At 50.1% G+C, this 19,484-nt stretch carries 19 protein-coding genes and 1 tRNA gene; 14 read left to right on the forward strand and 6 right to left on the reverse strand.

Features of this window, described 5'->3' with window-relative positions:
* The first annotated feature begins 17 nt into the window (after positions 1-17).
* The 4 genes from AC58QD_RS14850 (at position 18) to AC58QD_RS14865 (ending at position 4,949) form a co-directional block, all read left to right on the forward strand.
* On the forward strand, positions 18-3,752 hold the full coding sequence (locus tag AC58QD_RS14850) for a hypothetical protein (protein ID WP_497334497.1): 3,735 nt from the start codon (positions 18-20) through the stop codon (positions 3,750-3,752).
* 72 nt (positions 3,753-3,824) lie between these two features.
* Entirely contained in the window at positions 3,825-4,487 is a 663-nt protein-coding gene (locus tag AC58QD_RS14855; RefSeq protein WP_497334499.1) for a NeuD/PglB/VioB family sugar acetyltransferase, read from the forward strand.
* A gap of 129 nt (positions 4,488-4,616) precedes the next feature.
* Complete coding sequence (locus AC58QD_RS14860) at positions 4,617-4,814, forward strand: hypothetical protein (protein WP_497334501.1); 198 nt, start codon at positions 4,617-4,619, stop codon at positions 4,812-4,814.
* Between the two features lie 63 nt (positions 4,815-4,877).
* Positions 4,878-4,949, forward strand: a tRNA-Lys gene (locus AC58QD_RS14865).
* A 50-nt stretch (positions 4,950-4,999) separates the two neighbouring features.
* Here the strand turns inward: AC58QD_RS14865 and AC58QD_RS14870 are convergent.
* From AC58QD_RS14870 to AC58QD_RS14885, 4 genes are all read right to left on the reverse strand, one after another.
* Positions 5,000-5,518, reverse strand: a complete 519-nt coding sequence (locus AC58QD_RS14870; protein WP_497334503.1) for a YhjD family protein — start codon at positions 5,516-5,518, stop codon at positions 5,000-5,002.
* A complete protein-coding gene (locus AC58QD_RS14875; RefSeq protein ID WP_497334505.1) occupies positions 5,515-6,783 on the reverse strand; it encodes a DNA polymerase IV in 1,269 nt (422 codons plus the stop codon). The genes AC58QD_RS14870 and AC58QD_RS14875 overlap by 4 nt, the downstream gene beginning before the upstream one ends.
* Before the next feature lie 2 nt (positions 6,784-6,785).
* Positions 6,786-7,151 carry a YhjD family protein gene (locus tag AC58QD_RS14880; RefSeq protein WP_497334507.1) on the reverse strand — a complete coding sequence of 122 codons (366 nt, stop codon included), beginning with the start codon at positions 7,149-7,151 and terminating at the stop codon, positions 6,786-6,788.
* 228 nt (positions 7,152-7,379) lie between these two features.
* The gene (locus AC58QD_RS14885) at positions 7,380-8,420 is read right to left on the reverse strand and encodes a response regulator transcription factor (RefSeq protein ID WP_497334509.1); all 1,041 of its coding nucleotides are present in this window, start codon (positions 8,418-8,420) and stop codon (positions 7,380-7,382) included.
* Between the two features lie 354 nt (positions 8,421-8,774).
* Between AC58QD_RS14885 and AC58QD_RS14890 the strand changes: the two genes are divergently transcribed.
* The 5 genes from AC58QD_RS14890 to AC58QD_RS14910 all read left to right on the forward strand — a co-directional run bounded on the left by AC58QD_RS14890 (position 8,775) and on the right by AC58QD_RS14910 (position 12,332).
* The gene (locus AC58QD_RS14890) at positions 8,775-8,930 is read left to right on the forward strand and encodes an aspartyl-phosphate phosphatase Spo0E family protein (protein ID WP_497334549.1); all 156 of its coding nucleotides are present in this window, start codon (positions 8,775-8,777) and stop codon (positions 8,928-8,930) included.
* A gap of 119 nt (positions 8,931-9,049) precedes the next feature.
* The gene (locus tag AC58QD_RS14895; protein ID WP_497334511.1) at positions 9,050-9,373 is read left to right on the forward strand and encodes a hypothetical protein; all 324 of its coding nucleotides are present in this window, start codon (positions 9,050-9,052) and stop codon (positions 9,371-9,373) included.
* Between the two features lie 149 nt (positions 9,374-9,522).
* A complete protein-coding gene (gene steA / locus AC58QD_RS14900; protein ID WP_497334513.1) occupies positions 9,523-10,584 on the forward strand; it encodes a putative cytokinetic ring protein SteA in 1,062 nt (353 codons plus the stop codon).
* A gap of 3 nt (positions 10,585-10,587) precedes the next feature.
* Positions 10,588-11,295: a glycosyltransferase family 2 protein gene (locus AC58QD_RS14905; RefSeq protein ID WP_497334515.1), complete on the forward strand. Its 708-nt coding sequence runs from the start codon at positions 10,588-10,590 to the stop codon at positions 11,293-11,295.
* 44 nt (positions 11,296-11,339) lie between these two features.
* Complete coding sequence (locus AC58QD_RS14910) at positions 11,340-12,332, forward strand: hypothetical protein (RefSeq protein WP_497334517.1); 993 nt, start codon at positions 11,340-11,342, stop codon at positions 12,330-12,332.
* A 4-nt stretch (positions 12,333-12,336) separates the two neighbouring features.
* Here AC58QD_RS14910 and AC58QD_RS14915 read toward each other — a convergent pair whose 3' ends face one another.
* Positions 12,337-12,600, reverse strand: a complete 264-nt coding sequence (locus AC58QD_RS14915; RefSeq protein ID WP_497334519.1) for a DUF2627 domain-containing protein — start codon at positions 12,598-12,600, stop codon at positions 12,337-12,339.
* A gap of 192 nt (positions 12,601-12,792) precedes the next feature.
* Here AC58QD_RS14915 and lpdA point away from each other — a divergent pair, with 192 nt between their 5' ends.
* The 4 genes from lpdA to AC58QD_RS14935 all read left to right on the forward strand — a co-directional run bounded on the left by lpdA (position 12,793) and on the right by AC58QD_RS14935 (position 17,911).
* Positions 12,793-14,271, forward strand: a complete 1,479-nt coding sequence (gene lpdA / locus AC58QD_RS14920) for a dihydrolipoyl dehydrogenase (protein WP_497334521.1) — start codon at positions 12,793-12,795, stop codon at positions 14,269-14,271.
* A 241-nt stretch (positions 14,272-14,512) separates the two neighbouring features.
* Positions 14,513-15,523, forward strand: a complete 1,011-nt coding sequence (locus AC58QD_RS14925; protein ID WP_497334523.1) for a thiamine pyrophosphate-dependent dehydrogenase E1 component subunit alpha — start codon at positions 14,513-14,515, stop codon at positions 15,521-15,523.
* Between the two features lie 3 nt (positions 15,524-15,526).
* Positions 15,527-16,510, forward strand: a complete 984-nt coding sequence (locus AC58QD_RS14930; RefSeq protein ID WP_497334525.1) for an alpha-ketoacid dehydrogenase subunit beta — start codon at positions 15,527-15,529, stop codon at positions 16,508-16,510.
* A gap of 18 nt (positions 16,511-16,528) precedes the next feature.
* Entirely contained in the window at positions 16,529-17,911 is a 1,383-nt protein-coding gene (locus tag AC58QD_RS14935; protein ID WP_497334527.1) for a dihydrolipoamide acetyltransferase family protein, read from the forward strand.
* An 82-nt stretch (positions 17,912-17,993) separates the two neighbouring features.
* Here AC58QD_RS14935 and AC58QD_RS14940 read toward each other — a convergent pair whose 3' ends face one another.
* Entirely contained in the window at positions 17,994-18,092 is a 99-nt protein-coding gene (locus AC58QD_RS14940; RefSeq protein ID WP_497334529.1) for a hypothetical protein, read from the reverse strand.
* A 93-nt stretch (positions 18,093-18,185) separates the two neighbouring features.
* On the opposite strand from AC58QD_RS14940, the gene AC58QD_RS14945 reads away from it, so the two are divergent.
* A complete protein-coding gene (locus AC58QD_RS14945; RefSeq protein WP_497334531.1) occupies positions 18,186-19,328 on the forward strand; it encodes a M20/M25/M40 family metallo-hydrolase in 1,143 nt (380 codons plus the stop codon).
* Positions 19,329-19,484: the final 156 nt, after the last annotated feature.

The following is a 19,484-nucleotide window of genomic DNA, read 5'->3' on the forward strand; positions in this document are numbered from 1 at the left end:
CGAGGGGGATACATCCAGTGACGGCATTGTCTGGAACGCAGCAGCAACTTTACCCGGTTTATTTGGTGCACGACAAGAACAGCGGGTATGAAACGGAGAGAGCCGGGAGCTTCAAGCTGTCCGATCCACTGTTTCGAAGCCAGAGCTTTATCCTGCAGGCGGCGGATCATCCGATTGACTTCCTGGCTTATACGGAGCATAACCGATTAACGATTGACATCCGATACGCGGCATTGTCCGAGCAGGATAGCGGGGATCTCGTCCTGCTGTTCGATCCCGACCGTTCCCGCCGAAAAGCGCACAATGCATTCCGGTTCCGGATCGGGGAAGATGGCGGATTGAAATATGAACAATATCTGTACGAGCTGGAAGTGGCAGACGTGCCCATGGGGGTCGAGTATGACCATCAAGTGGACGGAGGATTCCATCAGGTTCGACTGAGTCTCCCGTTTGCTCTGCTCCGCCTTGAGCCGGTGTTTAATCGATTGATCGCGTTCAATGCCATTCGAACGATCCGTAGGGGCAAGCAAGAAATGGTAGCTGTATGGGCCGGCATCAAAGGCGATAAATCCGCAGCGGGGCAAGGAACAGGAGATTTGCTGATGACGCGGGGGCTTGCTCCTGATGAAATAGCGGAATGGCAACAAAAGGCCGCATCAGAAAGTGACGTCTATTTCACCCGATGGGAGAAAAAGAAGGTTCCTGAAGAGCTTTACGCGTATATGTCGGCAAAACGACGCGGGTTGACGGTCAGACTCGATCGGAATGATGTAGAGAGAGCACGAGATCGGGCGGAGCGTACGCCATGGGGCCGAGGTATGAAGGAAGCGATCCTGAAAATTGCGGATTATTGGGCAGCTAAAAGCGACGACGAGTTATTCGACCTTATTCCTGTAGGCAACCCCAGGGCTATCACACCTTCCGTGCACTTCGGCGATCCGCTGTCAGGCGGGGACCGGAACGCCCATCAGGCTTGTTTGGAAAAGCCTTACCAGTGGTATGCCCCGGAGTCCGGTATGTGGTGGCACAATGGAGTTCCATTCCGGAACCCGACGACTGGCGAAGAACTGGTGCTGCAGGATAACGGAGAAGGCTTCGTGGCGCCGGAGGGATTTCCGCACCCGGGGGTGCGGTATATGTTCACCGCATCGTATCGGTTATTCATCCTATCCATGCTGCTCGGCAGTCCGAGATGCGAAGTGTTGGATGACCGCAGGGTTTGTCCTGACGCTAGCGGTCTTGAATACGCCGGGGCTATCTCGAATCTGGCTTACGCTTATCAATTGACGCTAGACCGCAAATATGCGTACAAAGCGTTGATAATCGCAGGACGAATCGCCGAACTGCTGCCCTATATGAATGGATGGTACGGATCAGGTTACTACGATACGGTACAGATCGCCGAACCAACCACCAGCGAATCCCATTGGCTCAGCAATTATTTTGACGCGCTTGACCTTGTATACGATACGGTAGACGATCTGGAGCCTGAACTGCAGTCGTTCTTCGCTCGGAAGCCGGACGCGGAACACAACCCGCGGACCCAACCGTTTGATGTGAAAGCGGTTGTTCACGAGATGATTCCGCACGTCTTGTTCAGCTGCGAGATCGAGAAAACCCGATCGGCCGACTGGTCGCTCCGATGGATTTATCTGGAATTGATCGTCGCGAGTTTCCTGGAGAGCGGGAAATTGATGCATCGAGTGCTGCGGGAAGGCAAACACAGTCTCCGTTCCAAAATGCGTAATTTATTTTTCCGGGACGGCAAATATTCGTACGATTCCATGTTCTATCTGGAGATCATTTGCGAGCAAATGACTTTGATGGCCAACAACAACTTTCGCTTTCGGGACGATACTTACTTTCCTGAAGGGATCGACATGTTTGAAGATCCCGAGTATGGGTTGACTTCGGTTATCTCCCTGTTCGTCCGGCTGAAATCGGGTAACTTGACTCCATCCTTCGGGGACGTCAAAGGAATCGGCAATCCGGAACCAATCCCGGTAAACCGCAGTAAAGGCAAATTCGCTTATAGTCCAGCCTTCGAGATTACGTTCGCAAGAATGAAATCGCTGCGGGATGTGCTTGGCCCGGTTCTGGCACAGTTCGATCCGGACGAATTGGAACATTACCGGATCGGCTCTGCTTCGTTCTCCCTGCACCGTACAGACAAGAAGCAGCAAAGATTCGGCTTACTGCTGCTAGCGACTGCAGCCGAGTGGGACGACTATCAGGAGTATCGAAGCAAGGAGAGCGATATTCAGCCTTCCTTCCTTCTGGAGGATTCGGAGATCAGCATTTTCCGGGCCGGTACGAATCACCATAATTGCAAACACGTCATTCTATACGGCGCTCCCTCGGCTGGCCACATGCACGGTGATAAGCTCGGATTATGGATCGGCGCTTACGGCTATCATTTATTAGGAGGGGTCGGAGACTATCCGAACTCCTGGGTCAGCGCGAAATATCCAGTGTGGGAAGCCCATTCTGCTGCCTGCACCGTCGTCGTGGTGGACGGAAAAGATCAGGAGGTGTCGTTCTCCCGTCTGAAATGCCATTACGAAGGAGATTGGCTCCAGCTGTCCGGGATGGACAATACGACCGCTTATCCCGGGACACACGACGAACGGTGGTGCTGCGTGATCAAGGCGCCGGACGGTGAGGACGCCTATGTGGTCGATCTGAACTACTTGGCAGGGGGGAGAACATTCGATTATAACACCATCGGTATCGATATTCCGTTCGAGCAGGTTCAGTTCGACGGGATTGCGGAACGGGATTGGATTCCGATGAGCGGAACGCTCGCAGGTGAAGATGTGCCGTTGTACAGCGAACCCGGTTACGGGTGGATGAAAGCCTGGAGAAGGGCTCCCGTTGATCGGCCGGTATCGTGGACTTTCCAATACTCAGGGGCTGCCCTCAAAATCCATACCGTTCCCGCAGAGGGAACGAGAGAGCTGATCTGCTGTCTCGGCGAGAAAGGCGGCACGGAAAAAGGCAAGTCTCCCTGGCTGCCCTTCGTGCTTTGGCGGGATGCAACTGACGATCCGGACCACCACACGGCTTCATTCGTATCAGTTCTGGAGCCATTCGAACACGCACCGTTCCTCCGCAGTGTCAAACCGATGGAGCTTATCGGTGGGACGAACCCGTCGAAGTTTACATCGGCTGGGCTTGAAATTGACTATGCCGACGGTCATCGGGATATTGTAATCAGCGTCTATGGCGAAGGGGAGTTTATCAGTTATCGCGATTCGCAGGGGAGGGTGTATGAAACCGACGCCAGGCTGCTTCTGCTCCGCTATCAGCACAATCGGTTGACGAAGGTTGAAGCGGTTCGGTATACAAGGATATTCACCGAAGCCTACCGAAGCGAGCGGCAATCGCCGTCCTTCACAGGCCGTGTATCTGCCGTGGACATCGACAGCCGTACTATTGAGGTTGCATGTGATTCTCCCTACGATGACTTCCCTTTGTCTCTGGAAGGACAGGTCGCATTCATCGACTCGTCGGATTATGAGAAACCGTCAGCATACTATATGTTCGATCCTGTAATGGAAGGGGACCGATTCCGATTCCGTGCTGATATGACGTTGATCAAGTTGGACAGCGATAACTGGGCGTCTGCGCCGAAACGTCGGGGACTGGGGAATAAAAACATCGTTTTGGATGGCGGAAGTCCCGTTTACGTCGATGTCAAACCGGGGGATACGTTCACTATATTGAATTCAATACGAGTATCTTTCCCTTGACGCCCCGGTCTGCTTAGACCGTATATTCGTTAATGCTTCGACTCTAATTAACATAGAAACGGGGTACCCTACATGACAAAAAAAGTGATCATTTTAGGCGCAGGCGGTAACTGTATAGATATACTGGACACCATAAACGAAATTAACGAAATCAAACCGACTTATAAGTGCATTGGATTTCTCTCGAATAATGAGGCAACATGGGGAAAGGAATTTTATAATACTAAAGTACTCGGACCCTTAAATACGGCTATGGAATATGAGGATTGTTTGTTTATCAACGGATTGGCGAATCAACAAACGTTCACTAAGAAGGAGAGCATTATCTCTAGTACAGGTATACCTCTCGATCGATTTGAAACGATCATCCATCCTACAGCAAGCGTGTCCAAAATGTCCAAGCTCGGAAAGGGAGTAGTTATATTTCAAAATGTAACCATTACCTCGAACGTTGTAATAGGAAATCATATTATGATATTGCCGAACTCGATTATAAGCCATGACAATGTGATCCATGACTACACCAGCATTACCGGCGGCGTTTGTATATCCGGTCATGTAACCGTCGGGCAATCGTGCTATTTGGGTACCAACTGTGCGATCCGGGGCAATGTCAATATCGGTGCATACAGTTTAATCGGAATGGGAAGTGTAGTGCTTAATCATGTTCCAGCATACAGCGTCATGGCCGGAGTGCCGGCAACCTTATTAAGGAGCTCCAGAGAAACCGGATGATCTTCGATGAACTTGAATACACCCCTTGTGATTTTGAGTTATCATGACTATAGTACAATTGAAGGAGCACATGGATTCCTTGATTCTGTAGCAGTGATAACAATAAATATGCATGGAGTGAAGATCAAAATGAGTATTCCAAGAGTAGGAGAGACGATAAAAATCGTAGGAAACAGCAATGATCATCCGTTTGAAATAGGTCAAATTGTTACGGTATTGGATTGGTACGATTTCGAGGAAACGGATGCCCCTTATGGTGTAGAGGCTGCGGCCCATCCTGAAACAGAGCATTGGTTCGTGCGGCATTCTGACTACGTAAAGATGTAAGTACCCCTAAATTTATGCTTGACCGCCTATTGAGCTATGTGATACAATCATTTCTGTTGTCGCGGGTCCGTAGCTCAATGGCAGAGCAACCGGCTCTTAACCGGTAGGTTGTGGGTTCGACCCCCTCCGGGCCTATACATAAACCAAGAAGTTCCATCGAACATTGTTCGGTGGAACTTTTTTGGTTATCCGCCTTTGTGCGCTTTGTCGCGATCCAGAGGTTTGCCCGCCTCCTGCAGGGAGCCAATAAGGCTCTTGGTATATCTGCCGATCCTGACGCTGATCTCGGCTCGCATGAAGTCCTTCGTCATGACGAACCGATTCTCACGGCCTCTGCACGTATAGCGATAATGCAGCTCCGTGTCGTCCTTGGAGTCCTCGAATACTTGGATATTGCTGTCGATCAGAAATTTCTTGTATTTCATTACATCCTCCTGGATGTTCTTAGCCAACAGGTGAGCGGCGGCAGCGTATAATCCTTTCAACGTCTGGGAGGATCGTTCGATCTCTGTCCGTTTATTCTCGACGATGGTAAGCGCAACAGGCAGGATGATGGAATCTCGCATCACCTCGATTTCTCTCTTGGTTGGAGGCTCTGCAACAATCGACGCTCCGCTCTGGATATGGAGCAACTGCTCCTTGTGCTGCGGAAGCATCATCCGGCTGGACTCCCATAAGCCGTTACCTTCAAGTTTCTTCGTCATTTATAATGCCCCCCAATCTTCCTTGATCGCTCTAATGCTTGCCCTGAAGCAGTTAAGGAGGAGGCTCTGACAATAGCGGCGCTGCCATAACGGTCCTTGATCTGATCTGTGGCCTTATCCAACTGCCGTGACTTCACCTGATCTTCAAAAAGCGTCAATTGATAGCCCTGATCATCAACAAGATTGCTGAGTGTGATCCCTACACGGCGTACGGGCATCTTATCCCAGTACCGATAAAAGAGCATCTTGGCTGCTCGAAAAACGGCGTTCGTATTATGGGTCGGGTCCGGCATCTTCATCTGCCGCGAGAAGCCTGTAGGATCGTCGTAAGGGCTGCACATGCAGCTTACAGTAACAACCCAACCCATATATCCTTTGCGGCGGCAGTCTCGGCACACCTCTTCTGTAAGCTCAAGCAGCACGGTCTCTACCTCGGCGTTCTCTATATAATCTCTCGGCAGAGTCATCATATGGCCGACCGATTTGGGCGCAGTGCGAAACGTATGAGGGGTAACGGGAGACTCATCGATTCCGTTCGCCGTCCTCCAGATAACCTCGGCATGAATATCACTCTGCTTCCCGAAGCGAGCCCGGAATTTGGTCTGAAGGTGGGGCAATGGTGTTCGGGCGATATGGCCTATCGTAAACATCCCGAGCCGTGCGAAATGGGCAGTCATCCGCGAGCCGACACCGAACATTTTATTAACGGGCTGCTCCCAGAGTAAGGGCTCGATCTCCGCTTTAGGTAACGTAAAAAAGCCGCTTTGACTTTTTTTGGCCCATATGTCCGTTGCAATTTTGGCTAGTATTTTGTTGGAGCTTATCCCGATTCGCACTCGCACACCTGTCTGCTGCAGGACCTTGTGCTGAATCGACTTCGCGATGGTCAGAGGATCTCCATAGAGATGAAGGCTTCCGGTCACGTCAAGGAACTGCTCGTCGATAGAGAATACCTCCACCAGATCGGTATACTCCTTGTAAATTTGGGTGATCATGAGGGAAACATCAATATAATGCTGCATGCGGGGGCGCATAATAACGAGCTCGGGACACTTGGCCAAGGCTGTGCCTAACCGTTCGGCCGTGGATACCCCATAACTCTTCGCAATCGGACAGGCGGCCAGAATAATGCCCGAACGGCGTGCGGGATCACCGGCGACGGCAACAGGCTTGTTCATGCATTCTGGATGGTCGGCTTTCTCTACGCTCGCATAAAAACTTTCGCAATCTGCCAGGAATATAGTCCTTTCTCTCTTGTCTGTCATCCTTATCGCCTCCGCATATTCCTCAGGGTGTTCATGAGCTCTGCTTTAATCAAACTTCTCAACATAACGAAATGATGGATGTAACCGCGGACCTTGTATTCCACGTCAATGCCGAGAGTGTTCGTGTCTGTCTTCAGGATTCTAATCCCTCTTTGTCTCAACTGATTCTTCAAGCTCTGCAATTCAGGGAAGATGGAAGCCTGCAGCTCCTCCAGATAAGCAATGACATGATGATAAACAATTTTATCCTGATGCAGCCTCAATTGATCCATGTCTCTTGCCAGCATATCTAACAGAAGGGGGAGCAGGGTGTACCTCTTGATAATCCGAATATCCTCTTCGGTCTCCACTCTTGGATTCACACTCATAAGAACACCGCCATAAATACGAACATATATTCTTATTTCATATTATACTACGAACGTATGTTCTTTATGCAAGGGGATTTATTGGAAAATGAATCATTTGTATAAAATGGGCGAGGCAGCAGGGTAAAGGGAATAAAAATAAAAACAGAGCAGTCTGCTAAGCAGCTATGCTCGTTTTTTGAAGGGGAAGCGATTTGCGATTGGATGTCTCGGAGCGGGTGTGGATTATTAAATAATTTGGAGCTTGTTCCGATAATCGGAAGGGGAGAACCCATAGTTCTTTTTGAACATTTTCTCAAAATGCGCATAGTCGCTATATCCGACGGCAAAAGCCACTTCGTATACTTTAGTATTTGGATTATCCAAAAGATCAATCGCTTTTTGCATTCGCAATTCAGCAATATAACGGGTAAAGTTCACGCCCATTTCTTCCTTGAACGCTTTGCTGAAATAGGTTGGCGTAATGCCGGCAAGCTTCGCGGCTCTTTTGATCGATACACTTTTTTTGGAGTACCCTTTATTGATATAGTCGACTGCCCGCAACATCCTGTGACGAGCACCCCAGTTTCGCATACGGCGAATTTCCTCCAACACCTCGCCCAGCAGCATCGATAAATGCTCGTAGGTTCGTTCGGGTTGAGGGATTATCGTAAACCTGGGAAAAGACCAAAGTTGAAGCTGCTTGGAGCTTAGCTCCTCAATTTCGGCACTGAGCAGGGACATGACACGCAAAAACCATTCTCTGAACGATTGACGGTCTTGTTGCTGCTGAAGAAGCAGATCGTGAAGAGCGATCAGTTCGGTGTAGACCCCCGGCTCATGAGCAACCCACAGCTGTCTCACCAATCTCCCCACCAGTTCCCGGCAGGCTGCTGTGAATCGGGCGGCCTCGAGCAAATCGCGCTCCGCTCGGAGCAGCTTGTCTTCCACAAGCCGCAAAGCCGAATGTAACGAAGCTTTGTGCACTGGTTTTTGCAGGATGTCGGAAGCGCCCAGACGAATAGCTCTGTGAGCGTATTGAACAGATGCATCATCGCAGAGAAGGATCCATTCGGTTGGAATAGAATGATCGCGAATGTATTCCGCAAGCTCAATGTTATGGACATCTGCAAGTAAAAGACTAGGGGGAGCTGATTGTATGATATGCATCGCTTCAGTGATGCTCGCAACTTCGCTGATAACCGAGAATGATTGTGAATGGATGTGTATCCCTTGCATGAGTGTCCGCCTGACGACAGGGTCCTGATCGGCTATCATCACTTTATACATGTGCTTACCTCCTGTGTATAAGGTACTCCTCCGAGTGTCGACGAACAACAAAAAGAGACGCGACAAAAGGAATGTCGTGTCTCTGGTTATCCAGTCAACCGAATTTGTATTAATTCATATCGGAATAGTATGTTTTAATAGATACTAACATTGATCCAACTTATATGTCAATTTAAAAGTGAAATATATGAAAATGATAGAAATCATCAATATAAATCGATTGTGTTTCAAAAAATGTTCACAAATTGGATACAAGTTGCAGACAAATTATGACATACTTTTACACTTCGTTCGTTTTATAATGATATTTGTGTGTGAGATTATGAACGGAGAGATGAACGAGCCATGTCAGAGATGGAGTATATTGAAGAACTCAGAATTAAATTAGTCAATTTGGCTGTTGAAAAAGGAAGCTTTTTGGACGCAAACGTTTTGGAACTGAGTCAAATGTTGGATTTCTACTTGGTTCATCATTTGAGAAGGCAGAAAAGACGGAGGCGTATTTCATAGACTCTGATGCTTTAAGCGAAGCGGGAAAATCTGTTTTTTTATAGTAAGGAATCACCAATTCTAGGTCTGGGCATAGGCTAATGTATGCTATCTGAATCGAAGGATTGGTGAGATTGACAATGGCAGATCAGGTCTTGACTCGTCCCGTTAGACCCCCTTATATTCCGCATGGAGTATACGGAGGGGCATTTGGTGGAGGGGTCGGAAGTGGATTGGGCGGAGCGTTCGGGTTCCCGCGTCCGAGACCGAATTGGCTTCCGTGGTTGGTGCTGCCTTTCTTGCTGCAGTCCAGCTATTATCCCTACTACTACTCGCCCTATTACTTGTATGATCCGTACTATCTCGATCCTTACTACCAGCCTTATTACAACGGACCACCGTATTATCCAGCACAAGCAGTTAATAACAACACCGGAAACGTAACATATACGACTGAGGTGTAAAATACACGACCTTGTCCAATTGGGCAGGGTTTTGTTTGTTTTCAGAATGGTTGTTCCTTAAATTTCCCATACTAACTCTTAGATCCAACGGCGGGTCCAGATTTGACATGGATTCGTTGAACTGGAAAATGAACGGGGGCTTGGGTCCAATGCGGCAAGAAGTACAGGGAATACTAAGCGGAACGATTCGAGTTGGCATGAGGACGAAGGAGCTCCTAAAAACGATTCCAACAGGCTCCATTGCTGCTATTTATCATGAGGATTTGGATCACCTCGCTGCTCAGGGACTGGCAGAGGCTCGTGTGAAAGCGGTATTGAACGGAGCACGGACGATATCCGGTTCTTTCCCCCATGACGGTGTGAAACCGCTGATTGAGCGGAATATACCTGTATACGATATTCCGGATTCGGTATTCTCATTTCTGCGAGACGAGATGACGGTACACATCCGAGGGAATACGGTTGAGGTCGAAGGAAAGCCGTATCCATGCAGGCTGATAACCGAGCAGACCCTATTTGAAATGAATGGAACGTCGTGCAATAGATGGTTGGAAACGTGTATGCGGTTTATTGGCAATACGTTCGCTTACGCGGATCAAGAGAAGGAACTCATTCTGAAGCCGCTGGACGTTCCGAAGCTGCGCGTCCGCATGGCAGGCCGTCCCGTCGTCATTGTCGTCAGGGGAGCGGGGTATGTTGAGGATCTTCACAGCTTGAAAACCTATATCAATCGTGCTAATCCGGTGCTTATAGGGGTGGATGGGGGAGCGGATGCGCTTCTGGCAGCGGGATATCGGCCTCATTGTATAGTAGGAGATATGGACAGCATATCCGATCAAGGCCTGCGCAGCAGCGGGGCCGAGCTCATCGTTCATGCCTATGCGAATGGCTTTGCCCCGGGATGGAAGCGGGTTCGGCAGCTGGGATTGACGGCTCATCAACTGTTCACGCCCGGTACGAGTGAAGATATGGCGATGCTCCTTGCTTATGAGCAGCAGGCCGAGGTCATTATTTCCGTTGGGGCTCACACGCATATAACGGATTTCCTGCAAAAAGGACGTCAAGGAATGGCGAGCACCCTGCTTGTGCGGATGAAGATTGGAGATAAGCTGATTGACGCCAAAGGATTCAGCAAATTATACCCTTGTTCGCCGGCGGTCAGCCAAGCGGCGATCCGATTACCTACATATGCCTGGCAGGGTGAGGGATAAGTCATGAAGGACGTGGATTTGGTTTCCGTTATCATTCCGGCCTGGAATGAAGAAGCTCGTCTTGGCGCCACGCTTGACGCTCTCCGACAGATGGCGGAGGGCGGCGGCCCGCAGGCGCCGCGGAGGCGGGTCCAGCTCATCGTCGTAGACGATGGGAGCACGGACCGCACGTTCGCTGTAGCGCAGCAAGCCGCCGATCTGGCGCTGCGCCACAATCGGCGGAGCGGCAAAGGCGCTGCGCTGCGCACGGGCTGGCAAGCCGCAAGCGGTGGCTTGCTGCTGTTCGCGGACGCGGATCTCGGCGAGTCCGCGGTGCACTTGGAGCGGCTGCTCGAGCCGCTTGCAGCAGGGCGGGCGGACATGGCCATCGCCCGCTTCCCTAAGCCCGAGCAGCCTGCTGGCTTCGGGCTGGTCAAGGGATTGGCGGCAGCAGGCATTTACCGCCTGTGCGGTTACGCGGCGAGTGCGCCATTGTCGGGACAGCGTGCAGTCAGACGTGAGCTGCTCGAGCAAATCGGCCCCTTGGCTTCTGGTTTCGGCATCGAAGTGGGATTAACGATTGATGCGGCGAGAAGGGGCTACAGGATCGAGGAGGTCGAGCTGCCGCTCAGACATCGTGCTACAGGTAGAGATTGGCGCGGTTTTGTCCATCGCGGAAGACAGTTTGTCGCTGTCCTAAGAACGCTAGTGCACAAGTGGGGAGTTCGATGAAGGTTATTATAAACGAAACAGTCTTAGCAGGAAGAAGGATCATCATGGTAACTTTGGGGGACTCAGGAGCAGAGGGAGGAGTTCATGGAGGGAGCGGGCTCGAGTATGTTTCAGAAGCAGCAGCTAGCTGGGCTCCTTGGCCATCCGAGGAGGGCACATGGCTTGGTGCAGGCTTTGACATGGGGAATGTACCTCAGTACATGGGGTTGGCCGTATTAACGGCGGTGTTGGCTGCGACAGGGCTTATTATTCTGCCGGTTCTCCTTCGGTTTATGCGCGAACACCAACTGACGGCTCCTAACTATGCTCAAATTCACATTCCAACGGGGCTCGGCTGTTTTGTGTGGCTGTTGCATATTGTGCAGCTGGTGCTGTTAGAGGTCTTTGGAGCAGCGGCCGGAGTTACGAGTGCGTTTCAAGCGGAATATGCTCCTTATTTTGCAGCAGTATCGATTGTGTTTGTCGCAGGTTGGTTGGATGACACGGTCGGAGACCGCACGGTGAAAGGCTGGAAGGGACATTGGCGCAAGTGGAGGGCGGATAAAGCGTTGACAACAGGCTGGTTAAAAGCAGCAGGGACAGGCTGTGCTGCAATTATAGCGGTGGCGGCTGCAGGGCCCGCTTCCATATGGCTCGGGTTGTTGCAGGTAGTGCTGCTCTTGCTGATGACCAATGCGTTCAACCTGCTTGACCTTAGGCCTGGACGGAGTATCAAAATGTTTATCTTACTATGTGCCGGGCTAGCCGTTCTCATGCCTGCATGGGTGTCCCTCTTGCTGCTTCTCCCTACCGTTGTTGCGGCGCTAGTGCTGCTTCCGGGTGATCTGAAGGCCCGTCATATGCTGGGGGATGCTGGAGCCAATGTGCTCGGTTTCGCTTCGGGCTTCGGCTTGATAGGCTGTTCCCCAATATGGGTGCAGGGGGCGGCGGTACTGGTCTTGCTAGGACTGCATAATTACGCCGAGAAACGTTCGATTTCCACATGGATTGATGCACACCGCTTGTTAAGCTGGCTGGACCGCTTAGGGCGGACGTAAGCCGTTATTTGCGTTTTTCCTTGAAACGAGGAGCGACGTAGTTGCGTTTGCGATCCCGGAACAAAATCCAGCCGCCTATAAAAGAAACCCCAAGAGCAAATAAAAGCAGACCCAAAATAAACTTGCCCCACATAAAATGCGGATCCAGCTCCTCTGGACCGAATTGTGCGAAGAAAGCATTTTTCATCGCTAAAAAGCCGTAGGTGGCCATAAATCCAGGTATAATCAACAAAAAAACAGCTATAAATCGTTTCACTTTATCCTGCATGTCTGTTCCTCATTTCTAGATTTCCCCTGTCATTGAAACTCGCTATTATCTTACCCTGAATCGTTTTCGATGTCTAATGTCTAAAATCGCACTATATTTCAGCCTCTGATTAGGGTTAAAATAGAAACGATCAAGGTAATTGCACCAGGCACCGATTGGGGTGTGGCAAGCTCAAGGAGGAGGACTTAAGGAATGACTCGCACATATGATGTTGTCATATTAGGTGGAGGAATAGGCGGCTATTCGGCAGCTATTCGGGCTGCGCAGTTAGGTAAGACCGTCGCTATCGTGGAAAAGGACAAGCTGGGCGGCACATGCCTGCACCGCGGTTGTATTCCGAGCAAGGCGCTGCTGCGAAGCGCAGAATTGTACGGGACGATGAAGCGAAGCGAAGAATTCGGTATTGCAGCCGAGTCCGTGACGCTGCGGTTCGACAAGGTGCAGGAACGCAAACAGGCAGTTGTGGAGCAGCTATACAAGGGACTTCAGTTTCTGATCAAAAAAAATAAAATTGATCTCATTATCGGCAACGGCCGGGTAATTGGGCCTTCTATCTTCTCACCGCGCAGCGGGGCAGTGGCAGTGGAGCTCGCCGACGGGGAAGCCGAGACACTGGTGTCAACGAATCTAATCGTGGCGACAGGCTCAAGTCCGCGGATGCTCTCAGGCTTGCAGCCGGATGGGAAACGAATATTCACCAGTGAGGAAGCGTTGGAATTGGTTGAGCTTCCGCAGTCCATTATTATTATCGGCGGCGGCGTTATCGGAGTAGAATGGGCTTCCATGCTAAGCGACTTTGGCGTTAAGGTCACCATCGTGGAAGCGGGCCAACATCTAGTATCAAGTGAAGACGAGGAAGTTTCGCGTGAGCTGGAGCGGTTGTTCAAGAAGCGCGGTATTAAGGTGCTGACGAGCAGCAGTGTACATACAGATCGAGCAGAGGTGTCGGAGCATGGGGTTTCCCTGCCTGTACGGGTTAAAGAGAAGGATGAGTTGCTTGAGGCAGATGCGGTTCTTGTTTCGATAGGGCGTCAAGGGAATACGGGCAATATGGGGTTTGAGAACACAGATGTTCGGGTCGAGAACGGTTTTATCAAAGTCAATCACCAGATGCAAACAACAGAATCACATATTTATGCGATAGGCGATGTGAATGGAGGCATGCAACTAGCTCACGTTGCCGCCCATGAAGGCGTCCTTGCAGCAGAGCACATTGCCGGAGTAAGTGGTGCAGCAGGTTCGGGCGCGACCGCAGGAGCTGCTGCTGGTTTGGGCAAACCAAGCTCTGCCGTGTATGGAGCACATCTCGTGCCTCGTTGTATCTATGGGCGCCCAGAAATCGCTTCTGTCGGGTGGACCGAGAAGCAGGCTCGAGACAAAGGCTTCGAGGTCAAGATCGGCAAGTTCTCTTTCAAGGCGCTAGGCAAAGCTGTGGTGCTCGGAGAGACAGATGGATTCGTGAAGGTCGTTGCCGATGCCAAGACCGATGATTTGCTTGGGGTACACATTATTGGACCTCATGCTACAGATTCCATTGGAGAAGCTGCTGTCGCCCAACTGCTGGATGCGGCTCATTGGGAGGTTGGCCGTACGATCCATGCCCACCCTACGTTGTCCGAGGCTATTGGCGAGGCTATGCTTGCTGTTGATGGACGCTCCTTGAGTATGTAGTTTCGCCTCACTTTGTAGGATGTAGTCGGGGCCCCCGAAAAGTAATCGGAATATGCTCCAGAGCATTCACTTCACTTTTTGGGGACAAAGGTGTGGGGGCCCCCACAAAGTAATCGGAATAAACATCGAAGAAATACGTCACTTTGTGGGGAAGTGGTATAATTGTATTCATAAACGAAAGAGTTTATAATACATATATAGCGTCAACTCTTAAGACCAGGTACCAAAGGAGGCTGCTCTCATGTCCGTTGGGCAATTAACTAAACATAGACAGCTCGGGCTATCCGACAAGCAAGCGATTGAGATGTACCGCACGATGCTGCTCGCACGTAAATTTGACGAGCGCGCATTGCTGCTGCAACGTTCAGGTAAAATTAATTTTCACGTATCAGGTATAGGTCAGGAAGCGGCGCAAGTAGGTGCTGCATTCGCACTGGAACATGGGAAAGATTATTTCTTGCCCTATTATCGGGATTATGGATTCGTATTGTCCGTTGGGATGACGGTACAGGATTTGATGCTGTCCATATTCGCCAAAGCAGAGGATCCGAACAGTGCAGGCAGACAGATGCCGGGTCACTTCGGACACCGCAAGCACAACATCGTTACAGGATCCAGTCCAGTTACAACGCAGGTGCCGCATGCTGTAGGTTTTGCATTGGCTGCTAAGATGAACCGCAAGGATTTTGTCAGCTTTGTCACCTTCGGAGAAGGCTCTAGCAATCAGGGTGATTTCCATGAAGGATGCAATTTCGCCGGAGTACATAAGCTGCCGGTTATTCTTATGTGTGAGAATAATCAATACGCGATTTCGGTGCCGCTTCACAAGCAGGTGAGCGGAACAATTGCCGATCGTGCGATTGGTTATGGTTTTCCGGGTATTCAAGTAGACGGGAACGACGTATTGGAAGTATACCGGGTTGTGAAGGAAGCTCGCAGCCGTGCTGTCAGCGGTGAAGGTCCAACTTTAATAGAAGCGCTAATGTATCGATTGTCACCTCACTCCACATCAGATAATGATCTGGCCTATAGGACCAAAGAAGAAGTGGACCTGCACTGGAAGCAAGACGGCTTGCCTCGTTACAAGCAATATTTGATTGAAGCAGGAATATGGAGCGAGGAACAAGACGCCGCTATGGTTGCAGAGATCCAACAGGAGATTAAGGCGGCGACAGAGTACGGCGACAAAGCGCCTAGCCCTCAGCCTGACGATCTGTACCGTTACGTGTATGCGGAAGAGGAGGGCGAGTAATCGATGCCTGTTATTAATTATATTACCGCTATTCGTGAAGCGATGGGCGAAGAGATGGCTCGGGACGATCAAGTATTCGTGCTCGGAGAAGATGTTGGCTACAAGGGCGGCGTTTTTACCACGACACAAGGATTGCTTGATCGGTTCGGGGAGGAGCGTGTATTAGATACACCGCTTGCTGAATCGGCGATAGCTGGCGTGGCCATCGGAGCCGCGATGTATGGAATGCGTCCTATTGCGGAGATGCAATACTCTGACTTTATGCTGCCAGCTACGAACCAGATTATCAGCGAGGCGGCCAAAATACGCTATCGCTCGAATAACGATTGGTCTTGTCCGCTAGTAGTGCGAGCGCCTATCGGTGGCGGTATTTTCGGAGGACTTTATCATTCGCAATGCCCGGAGTCCATTTTTTTCGGCACACCGGGACTTAAGATCGTGGTGCCCTCCACCCCATATGACGCAAAGGGGCTTTTGAAGGCTGCCATTCGCGACCCAGATCCGGTGCTATATTTCGAACACAAGAAGTGCTACAAATCGATAGAGGGCGAGGTCCCCTCAGAAGACTATATCGTACCGATCGGCAAGGCGGATGTGAAGCGAGATGGGTCGGATTTGACTGTGATTACATATGGTTTAACCGTGCATTTTGCGCTGGAAGCAGCGGCCGAGCTAGAGAAGGAAGGTATTGATGCCCTGGTATTAGATCTGCGTACCTTGCAGCCGTTAGATAAGGATGCAATTCTGAAGTCAGTCTCCAAGACCGGCAAAGTGCTCGTGCTGCACGAAGACAACAAAACCGGCGGGGTAGGCGCGGAAGTGTCGGCCATTATTGCAGAAGAGTTGCTGTTCGAGCTGGATGCTCCAATCATGCGGCTATGCAGCCCGGACGTGCCGGCCATGCCGATCAGTCCAGTGCTGGAGAAACATTACATGCTGAACAAGGATAAAGTGAAGGAAGCTATGAAGAAGCTTGCTTTATTCTAGTTGGGAAGTGAGGAATCCATGAAAAAGACTACAGCGGGCGGAACAGAACTCAGACTTCCGCAACTAGCGGAGTCGCTTGTATCGGCCACAATAGGCAAGTGGCTGAAGCAACCAGGCGATAAGATTGAACAGTACGAGCCGATCTGCGAGCTCATTACAGATAAAGTGAATGCTGAGTTACCTTCCACGGTTGAGGGTACACTTATTGAAATCATTGCCCAGGAAGGCGAGACTCTGCCTGTAGGGGCGGTTGTATGTATTGTAGCTGAGACTGGCTCGGATGCAGGCCGTTCTGCGGATGGTTCATCGGTGAACAACAGTTCAATTGCAAGTGGAGCCGCGAATAGCGCTAATTCTTCATCAGACAGCAACAGCGGAGCTTCCGGTCACACCGACACTTCTATGCGCAGCCGCTATTCGCCAGCCGTGCAGCAGTTGGCTGCGGAGCATGGCATTGAGCTTGCGCGATTGAACGGTACGGGCATGGGAGGCCGCATTACGCGCAAGGACGTGATGCAAGCAGTCGAGCATGGTGTGCCTGCAGCACTCGCACCGACGACTAACCGAAACGCGGCGTCATCTGCAGCTGTTGTTAACGAGGAGAAGTCGCGAGTTCCTGTGCCTGTTCGGACAACGGGTCTGCATCTTAGCGAAGGCCCGTCCATACCGAATGTGGAAGTAGAAGGACAGCACAAGAGCGGCAACAACGAGTACATCATTGATGTTACGCCAATTCGTAATACGATCGCTACAAGAATGCGTCAGAGTGTAGTAGAAATACCGCATGCATGGACGATGATTGAAGTCGATGTGACGAATCTCGTATTACTGCGAAATAAAGTCAAGGATGAGTTCATGAAGCAAGAAGGCGTCAACCTGACTTATCTTGCTTTTGTGGTTAAGGCAGTAGTCAGTGCAATCAAAGATTATCCAATTATGAATTCCATATGGGCTGTTGATAAAATCATTGTCAAACGCGACATTAATATCTCTCTTGCCGTAGGCACCGAGGATTCTGTTATTTCGCCTGTTATCAAGAAAGCGGATCAGAAGAACATTGCAGGGCTTGCTAAGGAAATTGATGTCCTTTCACGTAAAGCCCGTGCGGGTAAGTTAATGTTGGATGATGTGCAGGGAGGGACGATTACGGTCAATAATACGGGATCGTTCGGATCGATTCTGTCTTACCCGATAATTAATTATCCGCAAGCAGCTAATCTGACTTTCGAATCGATTGTAAAGAGGCCCGTTGTGATTCAAGACATGATTGCGGTGCGGTCCATCGCGAATATGTGTCTATCGCTGGATCATCGGATTCTGGATGGAGTCATATGCGGAAGGTTCTTGCAGCGTGTGAAGGAGAACTTGGAAGGGTATTCGTTGGATACTAAGCTGTATTAAGAAGGGGAGAGCTCCCTGAGGATTGGACAACAAATTGGCTGCACCCTTCTTAAGACCAAGAAAAGGTGCAGCTAATTGTTTTCTATTGAAGAATCATGTCTACTGTAAAAAGAATAACGGAAGATAACATGGCAATCAGCATTAAGTAAACCATGGCGCGTACTACCCATTTTTGAAACAACGGCTTTCAACTCCTTATTCAGGTCATACTGTATAGGTGGGATAAGCTTTATAAATGTATTGTAACCCAATTCAGGTGCAGGAGGAAAGAGCTATGATCCAACAAAATCGTTTAGTCGAGCAATTTCTCGAGCTAGTCCGCATAGACAGTGAGACCAAGTATGAACAGGAAATTAGCCGATTTCTCAAAGAAAAGTTTGCTTCATTGGGATTATCGGTGTATGAAGACGACACGGCAGGAGTAACTGGACACGGTTCGGGGAACTTGATCCTGACTTTGCCAGCTTCAGCGGGCGGTGAAGGGATTCCTACGATCTTTTTCACTTGTCATATGGACACCGTAACTCCAGGTAACGGGATCAAACCTCAAATAGATGCAGACGGCTACATACGAAGCGATGGCACAACCATTCTGGGGAGCGACGACAAAGCAGGGATTGCGGCGATCATCGAATCCATCCATGTATTGAAAGAGCATAATGTTCATCACGGCCCAATTCAATACGTTATAACGGCGGGAGAAGAGTCAGGGCTATTAGGAGCCCGAGCTATGGCGGCGAATCCCCCCAAGGAGCTTGAAGCTAAGTTTGGATATGCTATCGATTCTAGCGGGTATATTGGTGAAATTGCAGTAGCTGCGCCTTCTCAAGCTAAAATTCATATTACTTTTTTTGGAAAAGCGGCTCATGCCGGGGTCAACCCTGAGGATGGCATTAGCGCGATCCAAGTGGCAAGCAAGGCGATTTCCAAGATGAAGCTGGGACGAATAGATAGTGAAACTACAGCGAACATCGGCCGTTTTGCAGGCGGCGGCGCAACGAACATCGTATGTGAGCGTGTGGATCTTGAAGCTGAGGTGAGAAGTCTGCTTCCGGAAAAGCTGGAGCGTCAAGTCGAGTCCATGCGGAAGGCGGCATTGGAGGCCGCAGAGGAAATGGGTGCAAAGGCTGAGTTCAAATCGGACATTATTTACCCAGGCTACAAATATGATGAGACTGCACCTGTGGTCAAGCTTGCCTTGAAAGCTATCGAGAATATCGGCCGCAAAGGCTCTACCTTCCACACGGGCGGCGGCAGTGATGCCAATATGTTCAATGGAATGGGCATCCCTACCGTGAATCTGGCAGTTGGGTATGAATACATTCATACGACCAAGGAGCAAATTGCGATCAAGGAATTGGTCGGAGCAGCAGAGCTCGTTGTTGCCATTGTTAAGGAAACAACAGCAGGAGCATAGTAATGTGATCGAGAAGGTAAATATGGAATTGAAGGGAGCCTGGGGGCAATGTCATTAAGTTAAACTCCAAGACAAAACCGGGAATAAAAATGAAAAGCGAAACGGCATGGGAAAAGCCCTGTGCCGTTTGTTTTTTGATTCAAGCAAGGAAAAAAG

This window comes from Paenibacillus sp. J2R1T-4 (assembly GCF_059692235.1).